The sequence below is a fragment of the Moraxella canis genome, assembly GCF_034424565.1.
GTDB classification, from domain to species: domain Bacteria; phylum Pseudomonadota; class Gammaproteobacteria; order Pseudomonadales; family Moraxellaceae; genus Moraxella; species Moraxella canis.
The window spans coordinates 1,339,270-1,358,384 of record NZ_CP139961.1 but is presented as its reverse complement, the minus strand read 5'-3'; the positions used below and the strand labels follow the sequence as shown (position 1 = coordinate 1,358,384).

The 19,115-nt window shown below is 45.7% G+C and carries 15 protein-coding genes; 3 read left to right on the top strand and 12 right to left on the bottom strand.

Annotated features, from left to right (window positions below; translation table 11 throughout):
- Positions 1-62 precede the first annotated feature (62 nt).
- From rpsG to U0021_RS06120, 3 genes are all read right to left on the bottom strand, one after another.
- A complete protein-coding gene (gene rpsG / locus U0021_RS06130) occupies positions 63-536 on the bottom strand; it encodes a 30S ribosomal protein S7 (protein ID WP_003656378.1) in 474 nt (157 codons plus the stop codon).
- 119 nt (positions 537-655) lie between these two features.
- A complete protein-coding gene (rpsL, locus tag U0021_RS06125; RefSeq protein WP_003656377.1) occupies positions 656-1,030 on the bottom strand; it encodes a 30S ribosomal protein S12 in 375 nt (124 codons plus the stop codon).
- A gap of 216 nt (positions 1,031-1,246) precedes the next feature.
- Entirely contained in the window at positions 1,247-3,484 is a 2,238-nt protein-coding gene (locus U0021_RS06120; RefSeq protein ID WP_114801178.1) for an EcsC family protein, read from the bottom strand.
- Positions 3,485-3,843: 359 nt separating this feature from the next.
- Here U0021_RS06120 and U0021_RS06115 point away from each other — a divergent pair, with 359 nt between their 5' ends.
- Positions 3,844-5,076, top strand: a complete 1,233-nt coding sequence (locus U0021_RS06115; RefSeq protein ID WP_114801177.1) for a beta-ketoacyl synthase N-terminal-like domain-containing protein — start codon at positions 3,844-3,846, stop codon at positions 5,074-5,076.
- A 186-nt stretch (positions 5,077-5,262) separates the two neighbouring features.
- Complete coding sequence (locus U0021_RS06110) at positions 5,263-6,645, top strand: anthranilate synthase component I family protein (RefSeq protein ID WP_327037431.1); 1,383 nt, start codon at positions 5,263-5,265, stop codon at positions 6,643-6,645.
- Positions 6,646-6,660: 15 nt separating this feature from the next.
- On the opposite strand, the gene U0021_RS06105 is transcribed toward U0021_RS06110, so the two are convergent.
- The 9 genes from U0021_RS06105 to U0021_RS06065 all read right to left on the bottom strand — a co-directional run bounded on the left by U0021_RS06105 (position 6,661) and on the right by U0021_RS06065 (position 18,176).
- Positions 6,661-8,457, bottom strand: coding sequence for an aminopeptidase P family protein (locus tag U0021_RS06105; RefSeq protein ID WP_327037430.1), 1,797 nt, complete (start codon positions 8,455-8,457; stop codon positions 6,661-6,663).
- A 182-nt stretch (positions 8,458-8,639) separates the two neighbouring features.
- Entirely contained in the window at positions 8,640-9,023 is a 384-nt protein-coding gene (locus U0021_RS06100) for a hypothetical protein (protein ID WP_114801242.1), read from the bottom strand.
- Positions 9,024-9,205: 182 nt separating this feature from the next.
- On the bottom strand, positions 9,206-10,561 hold the full coding sequence (locus U0021_RS06095) for an RNA-guided endonuclease InsQ/TnpB family protein (protein WP_327037429.1): 1,356 nt from the start codon (positions 10,559-10,561) through the stop codon (positions 9,206-9,208).
- Entirely contained in the window at positions 10,554-11,192 is a 639-nt protein-coding gene (locus U0021_RS06090; RefSeq protein ID WP_162816818.1) for an IS607 family transposase, read from the bottom strand. Before U0021_RS06090 ends, U0021_RS06095 begins: the two co-directional genes overlap by 8 nt.
- A gap of 74 nt (positions 11,193-11,266) precedes the next feature.
- Positions 11,267-12,868 (bottom strand): apolipoprotein N-acyltransferase, encoded by a 1,602-nt coding sequence (gene lnt, locus U0021_RS06085; protein WP_227538727.1) that lies wholly within the window; start codon positions 12,866-12,868, stop codon positions 11,267-11,269.
- 263 nt (positions 12,869-13,131) lie between these two features.
- The gene (locus U0021_RS06080) at positions 13,132-13,428 is read right to left on the bottom strand and encodes a hypothetical protein (protein WP_114800847.1); all 297 of its coding nucleotides are present in this window, start codon (positions 13,426-13,428) and stop codon (positions 13,132-13,134) included.
- 170 nt (positions 13,429-13,598) lie between these two features.
- Positions 13,599-16,403, bottom strand: coding sequence for a preprotein translocase subunit SecA (gene secA / locus U0021_RS06075; RefSeq protein ID WP_114800846.1), 2,805 nt, complete (start codon positions 16,401-16,403; stop codon positions 13,599-13,601).
- 102 nt (positions 16,404-16,505) lie between these two features.
- Complete coding sequence (gene hemL, locus U0021_RS06070) at positions 16,506-17,798, bottom strand: glutamate-1-semialdehyde 2,1-aminomutase (protein WP_114800845.1); 1,293 nt, start codon at positions 17,796-17,798, stop codon at positions 16,506-16,508.
- A gap of 39 nt (positions 17,799-17,837) precedes the next feature.
- On the bottom strand, positions 17,838-18,176 hold the full coding sequence (locus U0021_RS06065) for a zinc ribbon domain-containing protein YjdM (protein WP_049238225.1): 339 nt from the start codon (positions 18,174-18,176) through the stop codon (positions 17,838-17,840).
- A gap of 184 nt (positions 18,177-18,360) precedes the next feature.
- Here U0021_RS06065 and ygfZ point away from each other — a divergent pair, with 184 nt between their 5' ends.
- Positions 18,361-19,065: a CAF17-like 4Fe-4S cluster assembly/insertion protein YgfZ gene (ygfZ, locus tag U0021_RS06060; protein WP_114800844.1), complete on the top strand. Its 705-nt coding sequence runs from the start codon at positions 18,361-18,363 to the stop codon at positions 19,063-19,065.
- Positions 19,066-19,115 lie beyond the last annotated feature (50 nt).

The window sequence follows — 19,115 nt, the reverse complement described above, 5'->3', positions numbered from 1 at the left end:
AATAAATTTTCATAAACAATCGCAACAGAGAATGTATCAAAAAATCTTTGATCAATTCCCAATTAGAAACGATAGTGTGAAAACGCTTTGTTTGCGTCCGCCATACGGTGAACATCATCACGTTTTTTAATGGCTGCGCCTTTGCCTTCTGAAGCATCATTTAGCTCACCAGCTAAGCGAAGAGCCATTGATTTTTCAGAACGCTTTGAAGCAGCATCGGCTAACCAACGCATAGCCAAGGCAGTACGACGGGATGGGCGTACTTCCATAGGTACTTGATAGGTAGCACCACCAACGCGGCGAGCTTTAACTTCCACGGTTGGGCGAACATTTTCTAGCACTTCTTCAAAAAAAGCTACAGGATCTTGGATGTTCTTTTTGGCAACAACTGCCTCAAGCGCACCATAGACGATTTTTTCTGCAACTGATTTTTTACCATCAACCATCACATGGTTGATGAATTTAGCGATTGTTTGGCTGCCGAATTTAGGATCTGGTAGAATTTCACGGGCAGCGACGACACGACGTCTTGGCATAATAGTTTCCTTATCTCTTCAGGATTATCTGGTATAAAGCTAGGTTTAACCAGCCTTACTGCATGATTGGGTTTGACACACCAAACCCTGATTCACGCAAAAATGTCTTAGGCAAATGATTAGGCCTTAGGACGCTTAGCACCGTATTTAGAACGGCCTTGCTTACGATCTTTCACGCCTGCACAGTCAAGTGCACCACGTACGGTATGATAGCGCACACCTGGCAAGTCCTTAACACGACCGCCACGGATTAGCACAACGCTATGCTCTTGAAGGTTGTGACCTTCACCACCGATGTAGCTAGAAACTTCATAACCTGAAGTCAAGCGTACACGGCAAACTTTACGCATTGCTGAGTTAGGTTTTTTTGGTGTGGTGGTGTAAACACGAGTACACACGCCACGACGCTGTGGGCACGCTTGCAACGCAGGAACTTTTGATTTTTCCTTGATGGTTGTGCGACCCTTGCGGATTAGCTGGTTTGTAGTTGCCATAGGGCAATTTTCTCCCGTTGTTGTTAAAAATTCGCCATCAGCAAAGCGCCAATCTAAGTTGGCACTTTTAACCAATAACGTAAATCCCCATTTGGGGCAATATATTATAGGGCTAAATCAAGAAAACTTCAAGCAGCCCTATAAAATAAGTTAGGTTTTTGATGAGAATAATTCAAATCGCTATCAAAACATAATTCTCTGATAGCGATTTTTATATTATTCTTCAGTGGTTGATTCTTGGTTTTCAGTATCTTCAGCTGAGTCAGAAATCAAGGGGTGACTTTGATTAAAACTATCTGAAAAGGTTGCCATCGCTGTACCAATCACTTCATCAATCAGCTCATTATTATAATGAGCGCCCACTGCCACTGCTGAAATTGGTAGAATCTTGTTTAACCAATTTGGATTGAGATTATCTAAATTGACATATTTATCCAAATCCATAAATTGCTTGGCATAAGGCTGACTTTCGCGGTAACGCTCAGCCAACGCATCAAGCTGCGCTTTGATTCCAGTATGCTGAGCATTGGCAAGCATACTACTTCCCAGAGCCAAAGCTGTCAAAATCACTTGCTTTTCTTGAAGTTTTTCAAGATTGGCGCCTGATAGCACACCATAAGCCTTCTTGGCACCTTCTTTACCAGTCAATGGCTGATCATAAATTGCTGATAGCTGATAAACAGTGCGCAAAGACACCATCAATAGCCATGCTGTGTCTGCGACGACGCCTTTTAAACCTGCCAAGCCTGCGACACCGCCAAGGGTAGCAAGCGCACGGTTTTGATTAGCGACATCTTCAGCAAAAGCCTCACGCTCTTGAGCACTCATGGTATCGATTAAATCAAATCTTGGATCGTTTTTAAGGTCTTTGATTGCCCATGTGTTCGACCATTCAGCCACTTTGTTATAGACAGATTCACTGATGGCTTCAAATTTAGATTGCGGAACGACTTTGGCTGCGACATTCTTAGCCGCGACTGCTTTAGCACCAAATACTTGTCCTGCAAAAAAGCTACTTTGGGCATGAAACGCATCTTCATCAAAACTTCCGCGATCCAAGTCAACGCCTTGATAATGCTTGGTTTTATTTTGGCTAACGCCATACATACCAGATAAATAAGCGCCCACTTTACCAAGTTTGGCAGTCAAGCCCTTGTCTTTATGCGTAGCTTCATACTCTTCGCCAGCAGCTTTGGCGGCTTGCAGGGATTCTTGAGCGCTAACTTGTAGCGCCTGTGCTTCTTCTTTGATGACTTGAGTCGCCAAATCGACATTTTCGGTGACTTCATTAATTTTATCAGTGGCACCAAATTTCTCGCCCAATTCTTGAACTTTTTCATCCAAGGCAGATTTACCTTGTTCAAAAAGCTGATTGAGTTTGTCTTTTGCGCTTTGAGCTGTTGATTGCGCTGAATCAGCAGCAGCGACCGAACCACTGACGACGGCAGCTTGAGCTTCTGTAATGGCGTCGTCAGCAGCCGTTTGGGCGTTTTGTTTGAGCTCTTCGCCTGAAGATTTTAAAGCATCTGCTTTTTGGCTCAGCTGAGATTTAACTTCTTCTGTTTTATCCAAAGCGGCTTGCTTAATCTCATCGATTTTTTCGCTCACGGTATTTTTGAAAGATTCGGTGGTGTGCTTGACATCATCGACGACATCTTCAACTTTATGTTTAGCCGCTTCAACCGCATGCACAGCCTTATCTTTAAGCGCTTCTTTTTCTTGATCAGCACTGTCTTTTAGGGAGTCGACCTGATCGAGGACTTGCTCTTTGATGGTTTCTACCTTGTCTTCAAGCGCTTGTTTGGCTGAGTCAAATTTTTGAGCAGCGTCATCTTTTAGCGATTCAGCTTCAGCTTTGGCAGCCTCGACTTTATCAGCGGCAGCTTCTTTTAACGCTTCAACTTTATCGGCAGCATCTGCTTGCAAAGACTCAGCCTGAGCCTTGATGTCTTCGACTTTATCCTCAACCAAGTTTTGAGCTTCCTCTACCTTATCTTGGGCTTGAGCTTTGAGGTCTTCAGCTTTTTCTTCGGCAGTTTGTTGTAAAGATGCTGCTTGTTCCTTAGCTTGATCGACATTATCTTGAACAGCCTCTTTGGCAGACTCAAGTTTTTCAGACGCTTTGTCTTGCAGATCTTGTGCTTTATTCTCAGCATCTTCTTTGACTTCTTCGGCTTTTTGCTTAGCATCATCCACCAAAGTCTCACCTGCTTCAGAGACGTCCTTCTCTTGATCCGCTTGGTCATTGGCTTTAGTATCGGCATCGTCGCTCGTATCAGTATCTCGAATGATCAGCACATCAGAGACGGCTTGATTTTCGATATCTACCTCAGCCACGATTTCAACATCGTCATGCTCAGCCACTTCTTGAGCCAATTCTTTGACTTGATCATCATAGCTGTGCTGTGTTTTTTTGGCGGCTTTGTGGGCGGATTTTTTATTTGATTTTGCCATCAGTGACATCTCCATAGTTGTGGCGCTGAGATCAGGGGATTTTTATAAAAGACTAAAGTCATTTGCTTTTATCTATCGTATGCCCGTCTCATTAAATTGTGTGAAAATTATCAGAAATCATACTCTAAAGACTATCACAAAAACCAAACGACGCCTAGTAATAATATATAACATAAATGTTATTAAATGTTCATAAATACCACCGCCAACTGACACAATAGTGAACGTTTGGTAAATCCTTGCCCATCTTTGCTCATTTTCACCTATTTTTATGAAAATTTTGGGAAAAATTCCCTAAGTTTTAAAGAATTTGTTACAATAGCAAGCATTACAACTGTAAACTTTTTTAGGATTAAATTATGAAACGTGTTGTCATCACAGGTGCAGGGATTGTATCTTGTTTGGGTAATGATTTGGACACTGTCAAGCAAGCCTTAGAAAATGGACGCTCAGGCATTCGCTTTAAGCAAGAATATGCCGATTTGGGATTCAAATCATGCGTGGCGGGCAGTATTGATCATGATAGCTTGGACACCACAGGCATCGATCGTAAATTAAAGCGATTTATGAACGACGCTAGTCTTTATGCGTATATCAGCGCTTTATCAGCCATTAAAAACGCGGATCTTAGCATCGATGCCGTCGCTGACAATCCTAGGGTTGCGGTGGTTGCCGCGTCAGGCGGTGCTTCTACTGCAGATGTCATGGCGGCTGTGGATGCCATGCGCGAAAAAGGTCTGCGCGGCGTAGGCGCGATGGCAGTTCCCAAAATCATGGCAAGCTCGGTGTCTGCCACCTTGGCAACAGGACTAAAAATCAAAGGCACGTCTTATTCGCTGTCGTCTGCCTGCGCTACATCAAGCCACTGTGTTGGGCATGCCATGGAGCTGATTCAACTTGGCAAAGCTGACATCGTACTGGCAGGTGGCAGCGAAAGTGAGCATTGGACGCAGTCGTGTATGTTCGATGCCATGGGGGCGATGAGTACGCAGTACAGCGATACCCCGCAAGCAGCCAGTCGCCCATACGATCAAGATCGTGATGGCTTTGTGATTGCGGGCGGTGGCGGCATGGTCGTCGTTGAAAGCCTTGAGTCGGCACAAGCCCGCGGAGCGACGATCCTAGCAGAGATCACAGGCTACGGCGCAACATCTGACGGTGCAGAGATGGTCGCACCAAGCGGCGAAGGGGCGGTACGCTGTATGCAGATCGCGCTTGCTCAATCCGGACTGACAAGCGTCGATTACATCAATACCCACGGCACCAGTACACCGCTTGGGGATATCACAGAACTCAAAGCAATCGCAGCCGTCTTTGGTAGTTCAGATCGGACGCCACCAATCAGCTCAACCAAATCCATGACTGGTCATAGCTTGGGCGCGGTGGGTGTCCAAGAGCTGATCTATTGTCTGCTCATGATGAATCATGGGTTTATCGCGCCGACCATTAATGTCCAAAATCTCGATGAAGGTGCCAAAGAGTTTGATATTGTTACCCAAACTCGCCAAACAGCGCTTGATAGCGTGATGAGCAATAGCTTTGGCTTTGGGGGCACCAACGCCGCTTTGGTTATCCAAAAATTTAAAGGCTAAGACAATCAGGTCATGGGGCAGCATCCCCATGACCTGATCAAATTTAAAACCAACTATCTAAATCTGACAGCTTTTGATTGTCTAAGCTTGGCTTAACATTCTAATCTCAGCTTAAAAGTCGAACCACTCCCCTTTTTCTTTTGTGCAATTTGTTTTACAATTTGCCTTTTTACTTGCCATTTTATAATGCTAAAACATCACATCGCCACCGCCTACACTCCAAGCCAAATCACCGCACTTATCGCCACACATCAGCCAGATTGGCAAGTATGCTTTTTAAATAATGTGCATTGCCCTGTGATTGGGATTTGTCCTAAGGTTGCATGGACGGCTAGTTTTGATGATGGACTATCCCTTCACAAAAAAACACGTCAAGACGATGAGATGGGCAGCTTGGATGAGCGCTACCCATCTACTTATGACGACTGGCAGCATGAGCTGATCATGTATGCCGATCAAGCCAGTGCCGATGCTTATGGCGATGACAGTACAGATCATGGCAGCTATGTGCATGGCTTGATGGGCTTTATTGGCTATGATATATCAGCGCATCAGTTGAATCATCAGATTACCATCAAGCCCCATCAGCCTTGCGGCTATTTGGCGCATTATGACATGTATCTTCAGCCTGTCGAAGGCGGCTATGACTTCGTTGGTATGGGCAGCTGTTCTGAATTTTTTCAGCAGATTTATCATCAGCTGTGTAAGTTATTATGCCGCCCCTTGCCCACCGCATCACCTGTGGACTTTCAGCCCACTTGGACACAGGCAGAGTATGTCAAAGCTTTTGAGCGCACCCAAAACTATCTCAAAGCAGGCGATACTTATCAAATCAACCTCACCCAAAAGTGGCACGCCGATGCTTGTGATTTGGCAAGCCATTTACCCAATCTGCATCATGCCATGAATGCACCTTTTGCAGGGTTTTTAAAATTGGGGGAATTTGAACTACTGTCTATCTCGCCAGAGCTGTTTTTTGAATTTCAAAAAACAGACGGCAAAATTCATCTGACTACCAAGCCCATCAAGGGTACGCGTCCACGTCATCCCGACCCCATCATGGATGACAAGCTTAGACAAGCGCTTATGAATAGCGAAAAAGACATCAGCGAAAATCTGATGATCGTCGATTTGCTCAGAAATGATTTGGGTAAATATGCAAAAATCGGCACAGTCAAGACGCCCAAGCGCTTCGCCATCGAAAGCTTTAAAAATGTGCATCACATGGTCAGCACCGTCACAGCCACGCTGAGCGATGCGCACCCCATCACAGTATTATTTGGCTCGCTGCCAGCAGGCTCCATCACAGGCGCACCCAAAAAACGTGCGTGCGAGATCATCCATGAGTTTGAAGCCTCACCTCGTGGCGCGTACTGTGGCACGATGGGCTATCTGAATTTTAATGGTACAGGCAATTGGAATGTCCTGATTCGCACACTGCAAAAATGGCAAAAATGTGAGATTTGGGCGGGTGGTGGCATCACCATCAAGTCTGATGCCAGCGAGGAGTATCAAGAATGCCAAGATAAAATTGGCACTATTTTGGCGCAAATATCCACACCAAAATAGTGCTTGATTTAAGGCTCAGATGGCTTTGGTTCTTTCGATCAGCCAGTCTTTGGCTGCGCCACTGACACGATCAATCAGCTCATCATGCACGCGCTGGTGATACTGATTTAGCCACACCTTTTCACCGTCGGTCAAAAGCTCAATCAAAATCAAGCGTGTATCAAAGGGGCATAAGGTTAAATCTTCGAATTTTAAAAATGAGCCAAACTCGCTTTCGGCTGCCGAAACACACGCCAAGCAGTTTTCCAAACGAATACCCCATTGACCTTCGCGGTACAGACCTGGTTCATTGGTGGTGACCATACCACGCTTTAGCACACGCTCTGGCGATGGCGGCGCAAAAACAGAGATCACCTGCGGACCTTCGTGTACATTCATAAAATAGCCGACGCCATGCCCTGTACCATGACGATAATCCAAGCCCTGCTGCCACAGATGCACTCGAGCCAGTGCGTCGACTTGTGATGACGCCACGCCATCAGGGAAATGCGCTTGAGCCAGTCCAATATGCGCCTTCAGCACATAAGTGACATCACGCTTTTCATCATCACTCACCTGACCGACGCTTGCCATGCGGGTGATGTCGGTTGTGCCATTATAATATTGTGCGCCTGAATCAATCAGTAAGAGCCCATCGCCTGTGATGGCGCTATGACTGTCTTCAGTGGCTCGATAATGCACAATCGCCCCATTTGCTCTAAAGCCTGCGATGGTATCAAAACTGGGTGACACATAGTGTTTTTGGCGGCTGCGTGCTTCGATGAGCATGCGATCGATATCCAGCTCAGTTAAGGGCTCGCCAAGCACTGTTTTGGATTCAAATTCAGCAAAAAATTCACACAGCGCCGCGCCATCTTGACGCATCGCTTCTCGGATGTGCTCAAGGTCTGCCTCGGATTTGATGGCTTTTAGTAGTGTGCTTGGATTGACTGCATAAATCAGCTTGGCAGATTCAGGCAGCTGCTTTAGTGTGCCTATTGCCACGCGTGCAGGATCAATCAAAAGCTTGCCTAAGATCGCAGATACTGCGTCGCCGATCGCTAGATAGTCAGCAACTTGAACACCGATTTGCTCAAGCGTTGAGCGAATTTTTGGACTTAATTTCTCCAAATCAACAAACAAAGTCGCCTTAGTATCATCAATCAATAAATGCGCCAAAAATACAGGATTAAACGCCACATCCGAGCCGCGCAAATTCAAAAGCCATGCAATGTCATCCAAACTACTTATCAGATGCGCATCTGCCTGTTTTTGCTGCATTTGTGTGCGCACTTGTTTAAGCTTATCCAAAGCGCTTGTATCCACAAATTCGGCAGGATGTTCATAGATCGGTGCCGTCGGTAGGCTTGGGCGATCTGTCCAAATTTTTGATAAAATATCCAGCTGTGTGACAAGTTCAATGCCTTTGTCCAAAAAAGCGGTTTTTAGATGATCATATTCATTGACCGATAATACATTACCATCAATGGCAACTTTGGCACCAGCAGGCAGCGCATCTGCCAAAAACTGTGCAAAGGTCGGCTGACCGATTTGCATTTTTTTAAGTTCGATGCCTGTACCTGCCAGCTGAATGGGCGCCTGCACCCAATAGCGACTGTCTGCCCATAGCCCTGCGAAGGTTTCGGCGATCACCAATGTACCCACCGACCCTGTAAACCCAGATGCCCAAGCCCGACCCTGCCAATACTCAGGCAAATACTCAGACATATGCGGATCGGCTGAAGGGATAATCAGTGCGTTTATGCCTTCGGCTGCCATTGTCTGACGGGCAAGCTGGACGCGCTCTTGATGTTTATTTGTTGAATCTAACATAGCTCTTCCTTATTTTATCGTGATAAATCTGCATGAATCGATATGACCAAAGTCTCTAATTTTAGCATAAGTTTGGATATTTGCTCTATTATAAGACATCCGATCCAGCCAATCTTAAGATCTCAAATAATAAAATAAAAAACCCTTGTGGAACACACAAGGGTTGAGAGTAAGAAAAAGAATTAGTTGCTCTGTGGTGCAGCCGCTTCCGCTTCAGTCGCTGCGGCTTGATCGGCAGGCACGGCTTCGGCAGCAGGCGCATCGCTCGGTGCTTCTGCTTCTGTTTGAGCGTCAGTTGCTGGCTGTGCCGCTTCAGGTGCAGGCTCTGCTGCTTGAGCTTCAGCCTCTGGCTGCGCTGATGGCTCTGCGTCAGCAGCGGCTGGCTGAGCCACTTCAACTTCGGCAGTTTCTGCCATTGCTTGCTCTGCCTTTGCAGGATGCTCGCCTGCAGGACGTAACCACGCCGAAATCGCAATACCTGCGATCATCACAAGCAAAAGCACAATACCGATCAGTGCTGTTAACGATTCTTTAAGTGGGTTATTGTTTGAAGCATCATGTGCCATGGTTACCTGCCTAATCGAATAAAATGGGGGTTAATTAATTTGGGATTTAACCTGAAATAAATTTTCCTTATTATATACCAAATTCTGTGTTTTTGTACAATTCCTTTTATCAATTAAGGAATTATTACAGTAACCCAATAATATAAAAAACATACCATCAGGCTTTATATCCTTAATTGACCTCAGCAATCTGGGGTGAATTTGGGGATATTTGGCGTACTGCTCGCCTCTACAAGGTCTAACCGTAATTGGTCATTCCAAGCTTCTTGTGTGATTAAGTGCTTTTTAATGATATTCAATGAGCCATTGACATCCGCATTGACTTTTTTACCACTGGCGGTTTTAAATAGTCCACGATGGACACGACAACCTGCATAATTGTCATGTTTTTGGATGGCTTCATTGTCAAAGAATGAGCATTTACTGGTGTAGCTTTCTTCTTGATATATCACCTCAACGCCAACATTATGAGCTTTATACATCACCTGCTTAATAAAATTGGTGAATGGGATTGCTACAAAGTTCTGATTGTTCCGCTTACCGATGTTAATGTCTTGTTTCCACCCAATATTCTTACCAATCACTAAGGTATCAATATTGTTGGCAACTAAATAATTCACAACATGGCGACTTGATTTGTGCAGATAATCAGCGATTTTGTTTTTACGGACGAGTCCTAATTGTTGTTTTCTTGCTTTACTGGTCTTTTGTCCAGTATCAAGCTTAGAATCCTCCACAGCTTTATGCTTATTATAAAACTGGTTGATAGACTTAAGCGGACGACCATTGACAATCATAGGTGTTGCGACATTGCTTGTCAATGTGGCAAGGTTATTTAACCCGACATCCAAACCAGCAATACGACCAGCTTTATCTTTTGGTTTTGGAATTTCATGCTCATACCCAATCTCAACAGTAATATGATTGCCTTTTGGTACTAGGCGCACAAAAGCGACCTGCTTTTTAATAAGCTTGGTTTTGATGTAAAAATCCAACCCTGATAACTTGATAAACCCTGGTTTTTTAAAAGACAATGCGCCTTTTTCATAATGCACAACTTGACGACCTTTGGTTTTATCAAGATATTTTGGGAGTTTGGCATTAATCTTTGGATGTTGTTGTTTGGTTTTTAGCAGACCAAAGAATGAGCGGTAGGCTTGGTCAACCAACTGTTGGGTATGTTTAGCCACTTTTGCAGGCAAAGCGATATAATCAGCTTGCCTGTCATGGGTAAATTGTTTGTTGACCTTGGCATATTCCAAGAAGCTCTCATCAGCAAAGAACTGTTGTCTGACCGCATATAAGGTGGCGTTATACAGATTCTTGCTTAAAAAGGTGACTTCGTCCAATACTGAGAACTTGGGATGTGTGTGCTTAATGATATGCCTTTCAATTTGATACTCTTTTTTGATGCGTGGTTTTGTTGGTCCTACAAGCTCTTGCATAGGACCGACAAAGTCAGATTTAGGTCTTTTTGCTAAGAAATATTTAATTTTGGGAACCTTAGGCTGTTTTACTTGCTTGTCAGATTTACTCATCTTGGATGCTATCTTTGATGGTTTTTCTTAAACCATACATCTTACCACTGAAAGAATGAATGATGGATATGATATCTTCAGCCAATTCTTCCGATAGGCTTTTATCCATAATCTCATCAGACACAATGATGATTTGAGTTTGGTGATGCTCACAGATGGCTTGCAAATAATTGAAACCAAAGCGGGTCAGACGGTCTTTATCATTGATAAAAATTCTGTCAACTTGGTCATCTTGCACCAGTTTAATTAGGCTGAGTAGACCAGGTCTGCTATCATTTAAACCTGAACCGAGATCAGTGATGGTTTTTAAATTCTTGGGATTTTTACTGATAGCAAAGCTTTGGATGTTCTCTATTTGTCTTTGGAGGTCACCGCGTGTCTTTTGTTTATGTGTCGATACTCGAGCGTAGATAACATCCATACGCTCATCTTGATCTACTAAGTAACCAATCGCACGCAAATACTCAATTAAGCTTTGCTTGGGGATGTAGCGTCGTCCCGTCTTAGACCAAACAACATCCAAGCGACCGTCCTGAGTCATATTCTGGACGGTACGCAAAGATACGCCAAGAAGTTGGCAAACTTCTTTAGGCTTGTAAAGCTCTTTATTGAGTTGGTTGACGCTAATCATGGGGTATATAATGTATAAAACATTGTGTTTATGTAATGTTTTATACATTATTTGATTTCTGTTGTCAACACCAATCAGCGATCAGCAACACCCTCAGCGGTATAATATTTTTCTCGTTTGGCACTGGTGTTTTTGAGTTTATTTGCCCAAATACTGAGCAAAATCAGCACAATCGCTAAACCCAAGACCGGATAGTGACCCCAAACCATATAAGGCGTGCGACCCACATAACTCGGCACCTCACCTCGCAGCACGCCTCGCTCAAACTGCGGTATCTGACTGACCACCCGCCCTTGATGGTCGATCAACGCAGTGACACCATTATTGGTTGCACGCACAAACCAACGCCCATTCTCCAAGCTTCTCATCTGCACCATTTGTAGATGCTGTATCGGTCCTGCCGTTGTACCAAACCAAGCATCATTAGAAACGGTTAAAAGAAAATCGCTGCCGAGCGCATTTTTGCGTGTCGTATCAGGATAAGCCACTTCATAACAAATCGCTGCACCAATTTTCTCGCCGTGCTCACCACCTAACATCAGCGGATCTTGGTCATCATGGCCACGGCTTAGGCTGACCATGCCTTGCATCCCTTCAAGTCCTGGCAACACATCTAAAAGACCGCCCAGCGGAATGTACTCACCAAACGGTACCAACTGCTGCTTTTTGTAAACCGACACTTCATCGCGATCATGTAACATCACGCTATTATATAAAATTGGCATGACGCCCTCAACAGTTGGCATCAAGCGATACATGATGCCAGTCATCCAAGCGCTGCCAGCTTGGGACGCCTGCTGAGCAATGGCCTGAATTTGCCAAACCGCCTCATCTTGAAACATCGGAATCGCTGTCTCTGGCCACACCACCAAATCACGCCCCCATTCGGACTGTGAAAGCCCTGCATAGATGCCAATGGTCTGTAAGCCTGAGCCTTCTTGCCACTTAAGATCTTGGGGAATATTACCCTGTACGAGCGAGACGGTGGTGGTAGAGCCTGTTGGCTTCGTCCAATTTATCCCAATCACCGAAATAATCACAGCAGTGCCTGTCAAAACACCGCCAATGATCACATGTCCAATATTACGGCGAAATAGCTCTATGATGGCCGCCCCGATAAATACTGCCAAAAATGACAGTCCAAACACGCCAAAAATCGGTGCAATGCCATTAAGCCAGCTGACTTCTGTAAAAGCATAACCCACAAAAAGCCAAGGAAACCCAGACAAAAACCACGTTTTAAGCCACTCTTGAACTACCCAAAATCCTGCAAAAGACATGGGCTGCTTGGCACTAAAGCGTACAAACGCCCATGCCATCAGCGCATGAAACAGCCCCATGACCAGCGACATCACCCCGATGAGCACGAGCGCCATCGCAGTAGGTACGCCGCCATAATAATGAATGGAGTGATACAGCCAAAATGCGCCCACCGCCCAAGTGCCAAAGCCATACAGCTCCCCCAACCAAAAAGCCTGCTTGGCACTTTGACAGTCCTTAAGCACCACGTATAGTAGCATGGGTGACAAAATAGCGACCGGCACCCAATAATATGGCGCCAATGCCAAACTAAAGATTGCGCCAGAAAATAATGCAATCATCGCTGCAGCAGCAAACGGCAGGCGTGATTGGGTGTTGGCTTTGGTTCTAAATGCAGCGGTGGCGATTCGGGTCATGAGATAATGATGATATTAAGAAATGATAAAACACCATTTTGCCCAATCGGTTGTATTCACAACTTAGGCAAAATGGCAATTGAGTAAACTGGCTATTAAAGAGCCTTTAGTCAAGGTGACATATTGGATTCATGCAACCGTAAGATAAATCCATGCAGTCATCACTTAAATGATTCAAAACACTCAAACACGCAGCCCGACCTTGATACGTCATAAACCAAGGCTGCCAATAACAGCGTCTGAATCAACAAGTCAAACCAAGATCAGCGACCTTCTTGGACCTCAGCGTCTTGTGTGGCGGTCTCTGCCGTCTCGTCAATTTCTACCACTTCAGCGATCTGGGTGGTATCGCCGTCAGCGAATGCTTCAGGTACCACCTGCTCAATCGATGACTCAGACGAATCACTGGGCACAACAATTACTGGTTCGGCAGGCTCAGCCGACATAGGGACTTCTTTTTCTTCGACTGGCTCAGCGGTAGATTCTTCAGTTTTTTGTGCACAAGCAGACAACGCCAACACAGCAGATATTGCCACGACTTGCCAAATGGTTTGTTTCATGGTGTCACTCCCTTACTTTTTCAGTAAATAGCCAACCTCATGACGCGACATGCGCTTTAAATGAGAGTGGTTTACAATTAGCTTAGTATAGCACAGTTTTTTTATAAAACCCTAATCTTAGGCGCAAGCTTAAACAGTCAACACCCAAAGTCCGTCACCACCGATAAAGACTAGCTTAGCTTGCCATGGCATTGTTTGTATTTAAGACCAGAACCACAAGGACAAGGCGCATTTCTGTTGATATGCTCAGGAATCACCAGTTCCTCATCAGGTATGATGTGAGCATCTTCTACCACCACGGGTGCGGCGCCGCCCAACGTCAGGGTCATACGCTGAGTTGGGCGAGATTCTGCCTGATCCAGATCTGTATCTGGCGTTTGGCTGCCATCGAGATTTACCTCATTGTGCTCAAACATCATACGCATCTGCTCAGCCTGCTGACGACGCTGCTCCTCTAAGGCAGCAAGCTCTTCAGGCGTCGGCACATGTACGCGCGCCAAATCTTGGATCAAATCTGATTTGATCGCACCAAGCATCGACTGAAATAACTCAAATGATTCACGCTTATACTCTTGTTCTGGATTTTTTTGAGCATAACTGCGCAAATGGATTCCTTTTCTTAATTGATCCATTTGGGTCAAATGCTCTTTCCAGTGACGATCTAGGCTTGATAGCATAAAATGGCGCTCAAGCTGCGCTGCTGTTTGTTCGCCCATCTGTTCACGGCGCGTCTGGTAGCGCTCAATGGCAGTTTCGATGATTTTGGCGCGCAAGCCGTCTTCATCCAAGCGACGGTCGGCATCAAGCCAATCATTAATCGGCATATAAAAACGGAACGCCTCTTCGATTTCATCTTCTAAGCCATCAATATTCCACTGATCATCGATCGAACCTGGTGGCACAAACTGGTCAATCAGTGCATTATACACCTCGTGATGCATGGCTTTGATGCCTTCTTGCAAGTCCATCTCTGCCAACAAATCATCGCGCTGTGAGTAGATGACCTTACGCTGCTCATTGGCAATGTCATCATACTTAAGCAAACTTTTACGAGCATCAAAATCTCGTGCCTCAACCTTGCCTTGAGCGCCTTCGATAGAGCGAGAAACCATTTTATGCTCAATGGCTTCATCTTCTTTTAAGCCCATGGCGCGGAACATATTCGTAATGCGGTCGCCAGCAAAAATGCGCATCAAATCATCTTCAAGCGACAAGAAGAATCGTGACTGACCCGGGTCACCTTGACGACCAGCGCGTCCGCGCAGCTGATTGTCAATGCGGCGTGATTCGTGACGCTCAGAGCCAATGATATGTAAGCCGCCCGCCGCCAGAACCGCATCATGACGCGCCTGCCAAGCCGCTTGTGCCTCACTGCGCATCTCATCGGTGACGACTTCATGCGCATCAAGCTCTGCTTGCCAATTACCGCCCAAAATGATGTCCGTACCACGACCTGCCATATTGGTGGCAATCGTTACAGCGCGTGGTCTGCCCGCCTGTGCGATGATGTCTGCCTCACGCTCATGCTGCTTGGCATTTAGCACATTATGAGTAATGCCTTCTTGATTTAATAAATATGACAACTCCTCGGATGCCTCAATGGTGGCAGTACCCACCAAAACTGGAGCGCCTTTTTCGGTGATTTGCTTAATCTCACGAATGATGCCTTGATATTTACCGAGTTTGGTCAAGAAAATCTGGTCATCCATGTCAATCCGCGCAATCGGACGATGGGTTGGGATGATCACCACATCCAAATCATAGGTAGACTTAAGCTCCGCAGCTTCGGTATCTGCCGTTCCTGTCATACCTGACAATTTATCGTATAAGCGGAAGTAATTTTGGAAAGTGGTGGTCGCCATTGTTTGGTTTTCGGCTTGAATTTCTACGCCTTCTTTGGCTTCGACCGCTTGATGCAGACCATCCGACCAGCGGCGACCTGGCATGGTACGACCTGTATTTTCATCAACAATAATCACTTCGCCATCTTGAACGATATAATGAATATTTTTGACAAATAGATGATGCGCGCGTATGGCGGCTTGAGCATGTGCCAATAAAGGCAAGCGTGCTGGGCTGTACAAGCTTTCATTTTCGCCAAGCTCACCGACTTCCACCAAAAAAGCCTCGATCTTTTCATAGCCTTTTTCGCTGATCTCAATGGTACGGTTTTTTTCATCGATCCAAAAATCGCCATCAGTGTTGTTTTTATTTTCTTCTTCGTCTTTGGAGCGCACCAAACGCTCAACGATCTTATCAATCAAAGCGTACAGATGCGCTGAGTCTTCGGCTTGTCCTGAGATGATCAGCGGCGTACGTGCCTCATCGATTAAGATTGAGTCGATTTCATCGATGATGCAGTAGTTCAGCGGACGCTGCTTTTTTTCACTTAAGCTAAATACCATATTATCGCGCAGATAATCAAAGCCGTATTCGTTATTGGTGCCATAAGTGATGTCAGCACGATAAGCGGCAAATTTTTCTTGGGGCGGCTGCTGACTGTAGATCACGCCCACCGTCAAGCCCAAAAAGCTAAATAACGGACGGTTCAACTCGGCATCGCGGCTTGCCAAGTAGTCGTTTACAGTCACCACATGCACGCCTTTGCCACTGATGGCGTTCAGATAAATCGCCAAGGTCGCCATCAGGGTCTTACCTTCCCCAGTTTTCATCTCGGCGATCTTGCCTTCGTGCAGGGTCATACCACCGATCAACTGCACGTCGTAGTGGCGCATGCCATTGACGCGCTTAGATGCCTCGCGGCAAACGGCAAAAGCTTCCGGCAGCAGCTTATCCAAGCTTTCGCCAGCTTGGTGACGCTGCTTAAATTCCTCAGTTTTTTGGCGCAATTCTTCATCGGACAGTGCCTGAATGCCTGCTTCATAACTATTGATTTTGGTGACCACTTTGCGCATACGCTTAAGCTCGCGGTCGTTTTTTGTGCCGATGACTGTGCTGATGATTTTTGTAAACATACTTAATTTTCCGTCAAGAATAGATCACTTATCTATTCCAATGGGCAAAGGGTTTTGTCAGCTTAAACCAGTGAACCAAACTGTCAAAAACGCCCAACCAAATTATAATTGTGAAAATACTTGATCTGCCGCTTCGATGGTTTTATCCAGATCTTCATAGGTGTGTGCTGCGCTCATAAATGCCGCCTCAAAGGCTGATGGCGCCAAATAAACGCCCAAATCTAGCATCCCATGAAAGAATTTGGCGAATTTTTTGGCGTCGCAGCGACTTGCAACATCATTAAAATTCTTCGGCAACTGATCGGTAAAGAAGATACCAAACATACCGCCCACCGCGCACGTCTCAAAAGGTACGCCATGCTTATCAGCGGCCGCTTTTAAGCCCTTGATCAGATAGTCGGTCTTTTTGCTAAGCGACTCATAGAATCCTTCACCAGTCAGCTCATCAAACATCGCCTTGCCTGCACGCATCGCCAATGGATTGCCTGATAAAGTCCCTGCTTGATAGACGCCGCCAAGTGGTGCGATACATTCCATAATCTCGCGCTGACCCCCAAACGCACCAACCGGCAAGCCTGCGCCAATGATCTTACCAAAGGTCGTCAAATCAGGCGTGATGCCAAAATGCGCCTGTGCGCCGCCCAATCCAACACGAAAGCCTGTCATGACTTCATCAAAAATCAGCACCACGCCATGCTCGGTGCACAGACGGCGCAGCGCTTGATGAAACTCATGGCTTGGGATTACCATGTTCATATTGCCAGCGATCGGCTCTAAAATCACGCAGGCAAGCTCATCGCCAAATTTCTCAAAACACGCGGTCAGCGCTTCGATGTCATTATATGGTAAAGTCACCGTATGCTTGGCAAAATCTGCAGGCACACCCTTTGAAGTCGGCTCACCGATATCAAGCATCCCCGAGCCTGCCTTGACAAGCAGACTGTCAGAGTGCCCATGATAACAGCCTTCAAATTTGACGATCTTATCACGACCTGTATAGCCACGCGCCAATCGAATCGCGCTCATCGTCGCTTCTGTGCCTGAGCTTGTCATGCGTAGCAAATCAATGCTTGGGACGATTTGACAAATCAAATCCGCCATCGTCGTCTCAGAAGGCGTCGGCGCACCAAAAGACAATCCATCTTCTGCGGCAGCTTTCACCGCATCGATGACTTTATCATGCGCATGACCCAAAATCATCGGACCCCATGAGCCGACATAGTCAATATAAGCATGACCTTCGGTGTCATAAATATAAGCGCCTTTTGCACGCTGCACAAACACTGGCACACCGCCCACGCCGGCAAAAGCACGCACAGGCGAGTTAACTCCCCCTGCGATGTGGCGTTTGGCGTCATTGAATAATTTTTCATTGGTTGGGCGAATGTGTGTCATGGCTGCGTCCTTATGATACATTAAATGAAGTTGAGACAATTAAGCTTTTTTGACGACCGAAGATTTGAGCTTCATGGCACCAAAGCCGTCAATTTTACAATCGATATCGTGATCATCAGGGGCATCATAAATCAGGCGAATGGATTTGACTTTTGTGCCAACTTTGATCGGCGTGCTTGAGCCTTTGACCTTTAAATCCTTGATCACTGTCACCGCGTCGCCATCCTGAAGCACGTTACCGACGGCATCTTTGATCACAGCAGCTTCATCGGCTTCATCACCCTCTTGCCACTCATGAGCACACATGGGGCAAATCAGCAGCGCGCCATCAGCATAAGTATAAGATTCATGACATTTTGGGCAGGCAGGTAGGCTCATGATATCACCTTAAATTGATTCTCAATAAAAAACTTAACTGCTTATTGTAACCGATTTTAGGGGTTAATTGTTATGTTCACTGGTATTTTGTACAAAAATTTAACATCTGCCATCAAATTTATCCTATAATTTGATCAAACAATCCCTATATTTATGATGATAACTATTTAAAAAGAGACAAACCATGACTGATTTTTGTTATTTTGAGATGACAGGCGCTGACAGCGAAAAATTTTTGCAAGGACAGATCACAGCAGATATCGCTGATATTGGCGAGCAGTTTTTGCCGACAGCGATATGTAACCTTAAGGGTCGTGTACAATTTGGACTTTGGATTGTGCGTACTTTGGCAGGTTTTGGCATTGTTGTGAGCGCCGATATGGCACAGGCTTTGGCAATGCACATCAAAAAATTTGGCGCATTCTCCAAAATCACCCTATCGTCAGCCGAGCCAATCTATCCGCATATCATAGACGGTCAGCCAACCTTTGACCATCACCAAAAAAGTGATGTTCAGCAATGGGAGCAATTAAGTATCCAGACAGGCAATTATTGGCTGACTGCCAATACCAGTGAGCTGTATCAGCCCCAAGAACTTCGCCTGCACCAAAAAGGAGGGGTGGCGTATGATAAAGGATGTTATTTGGGTCAAGAGATTGTCGCGCGTCTGTATTTTAAGGCTCGCCCAAAGGCTTATCTGCACCGTATTTTAGGCAAAGGAGAGATGCCAGATGCGGGCAGCAGCTTAGGGTCTGTCGGTGTGGTTAATGCCACAAAAGCCGATTTGGGCTATGAAGCCTTGGTCATCGCACGCCCTGCAGATTTGGTAGATTTTGAGATTTTGCCGCTGCCAGAAGCTCTACAGGCAGATGTGGGACGATCAGACTAAGCTTTATGATTACATCAGGCTAATAAAAACGGAAGTAAACAACTTCCGTT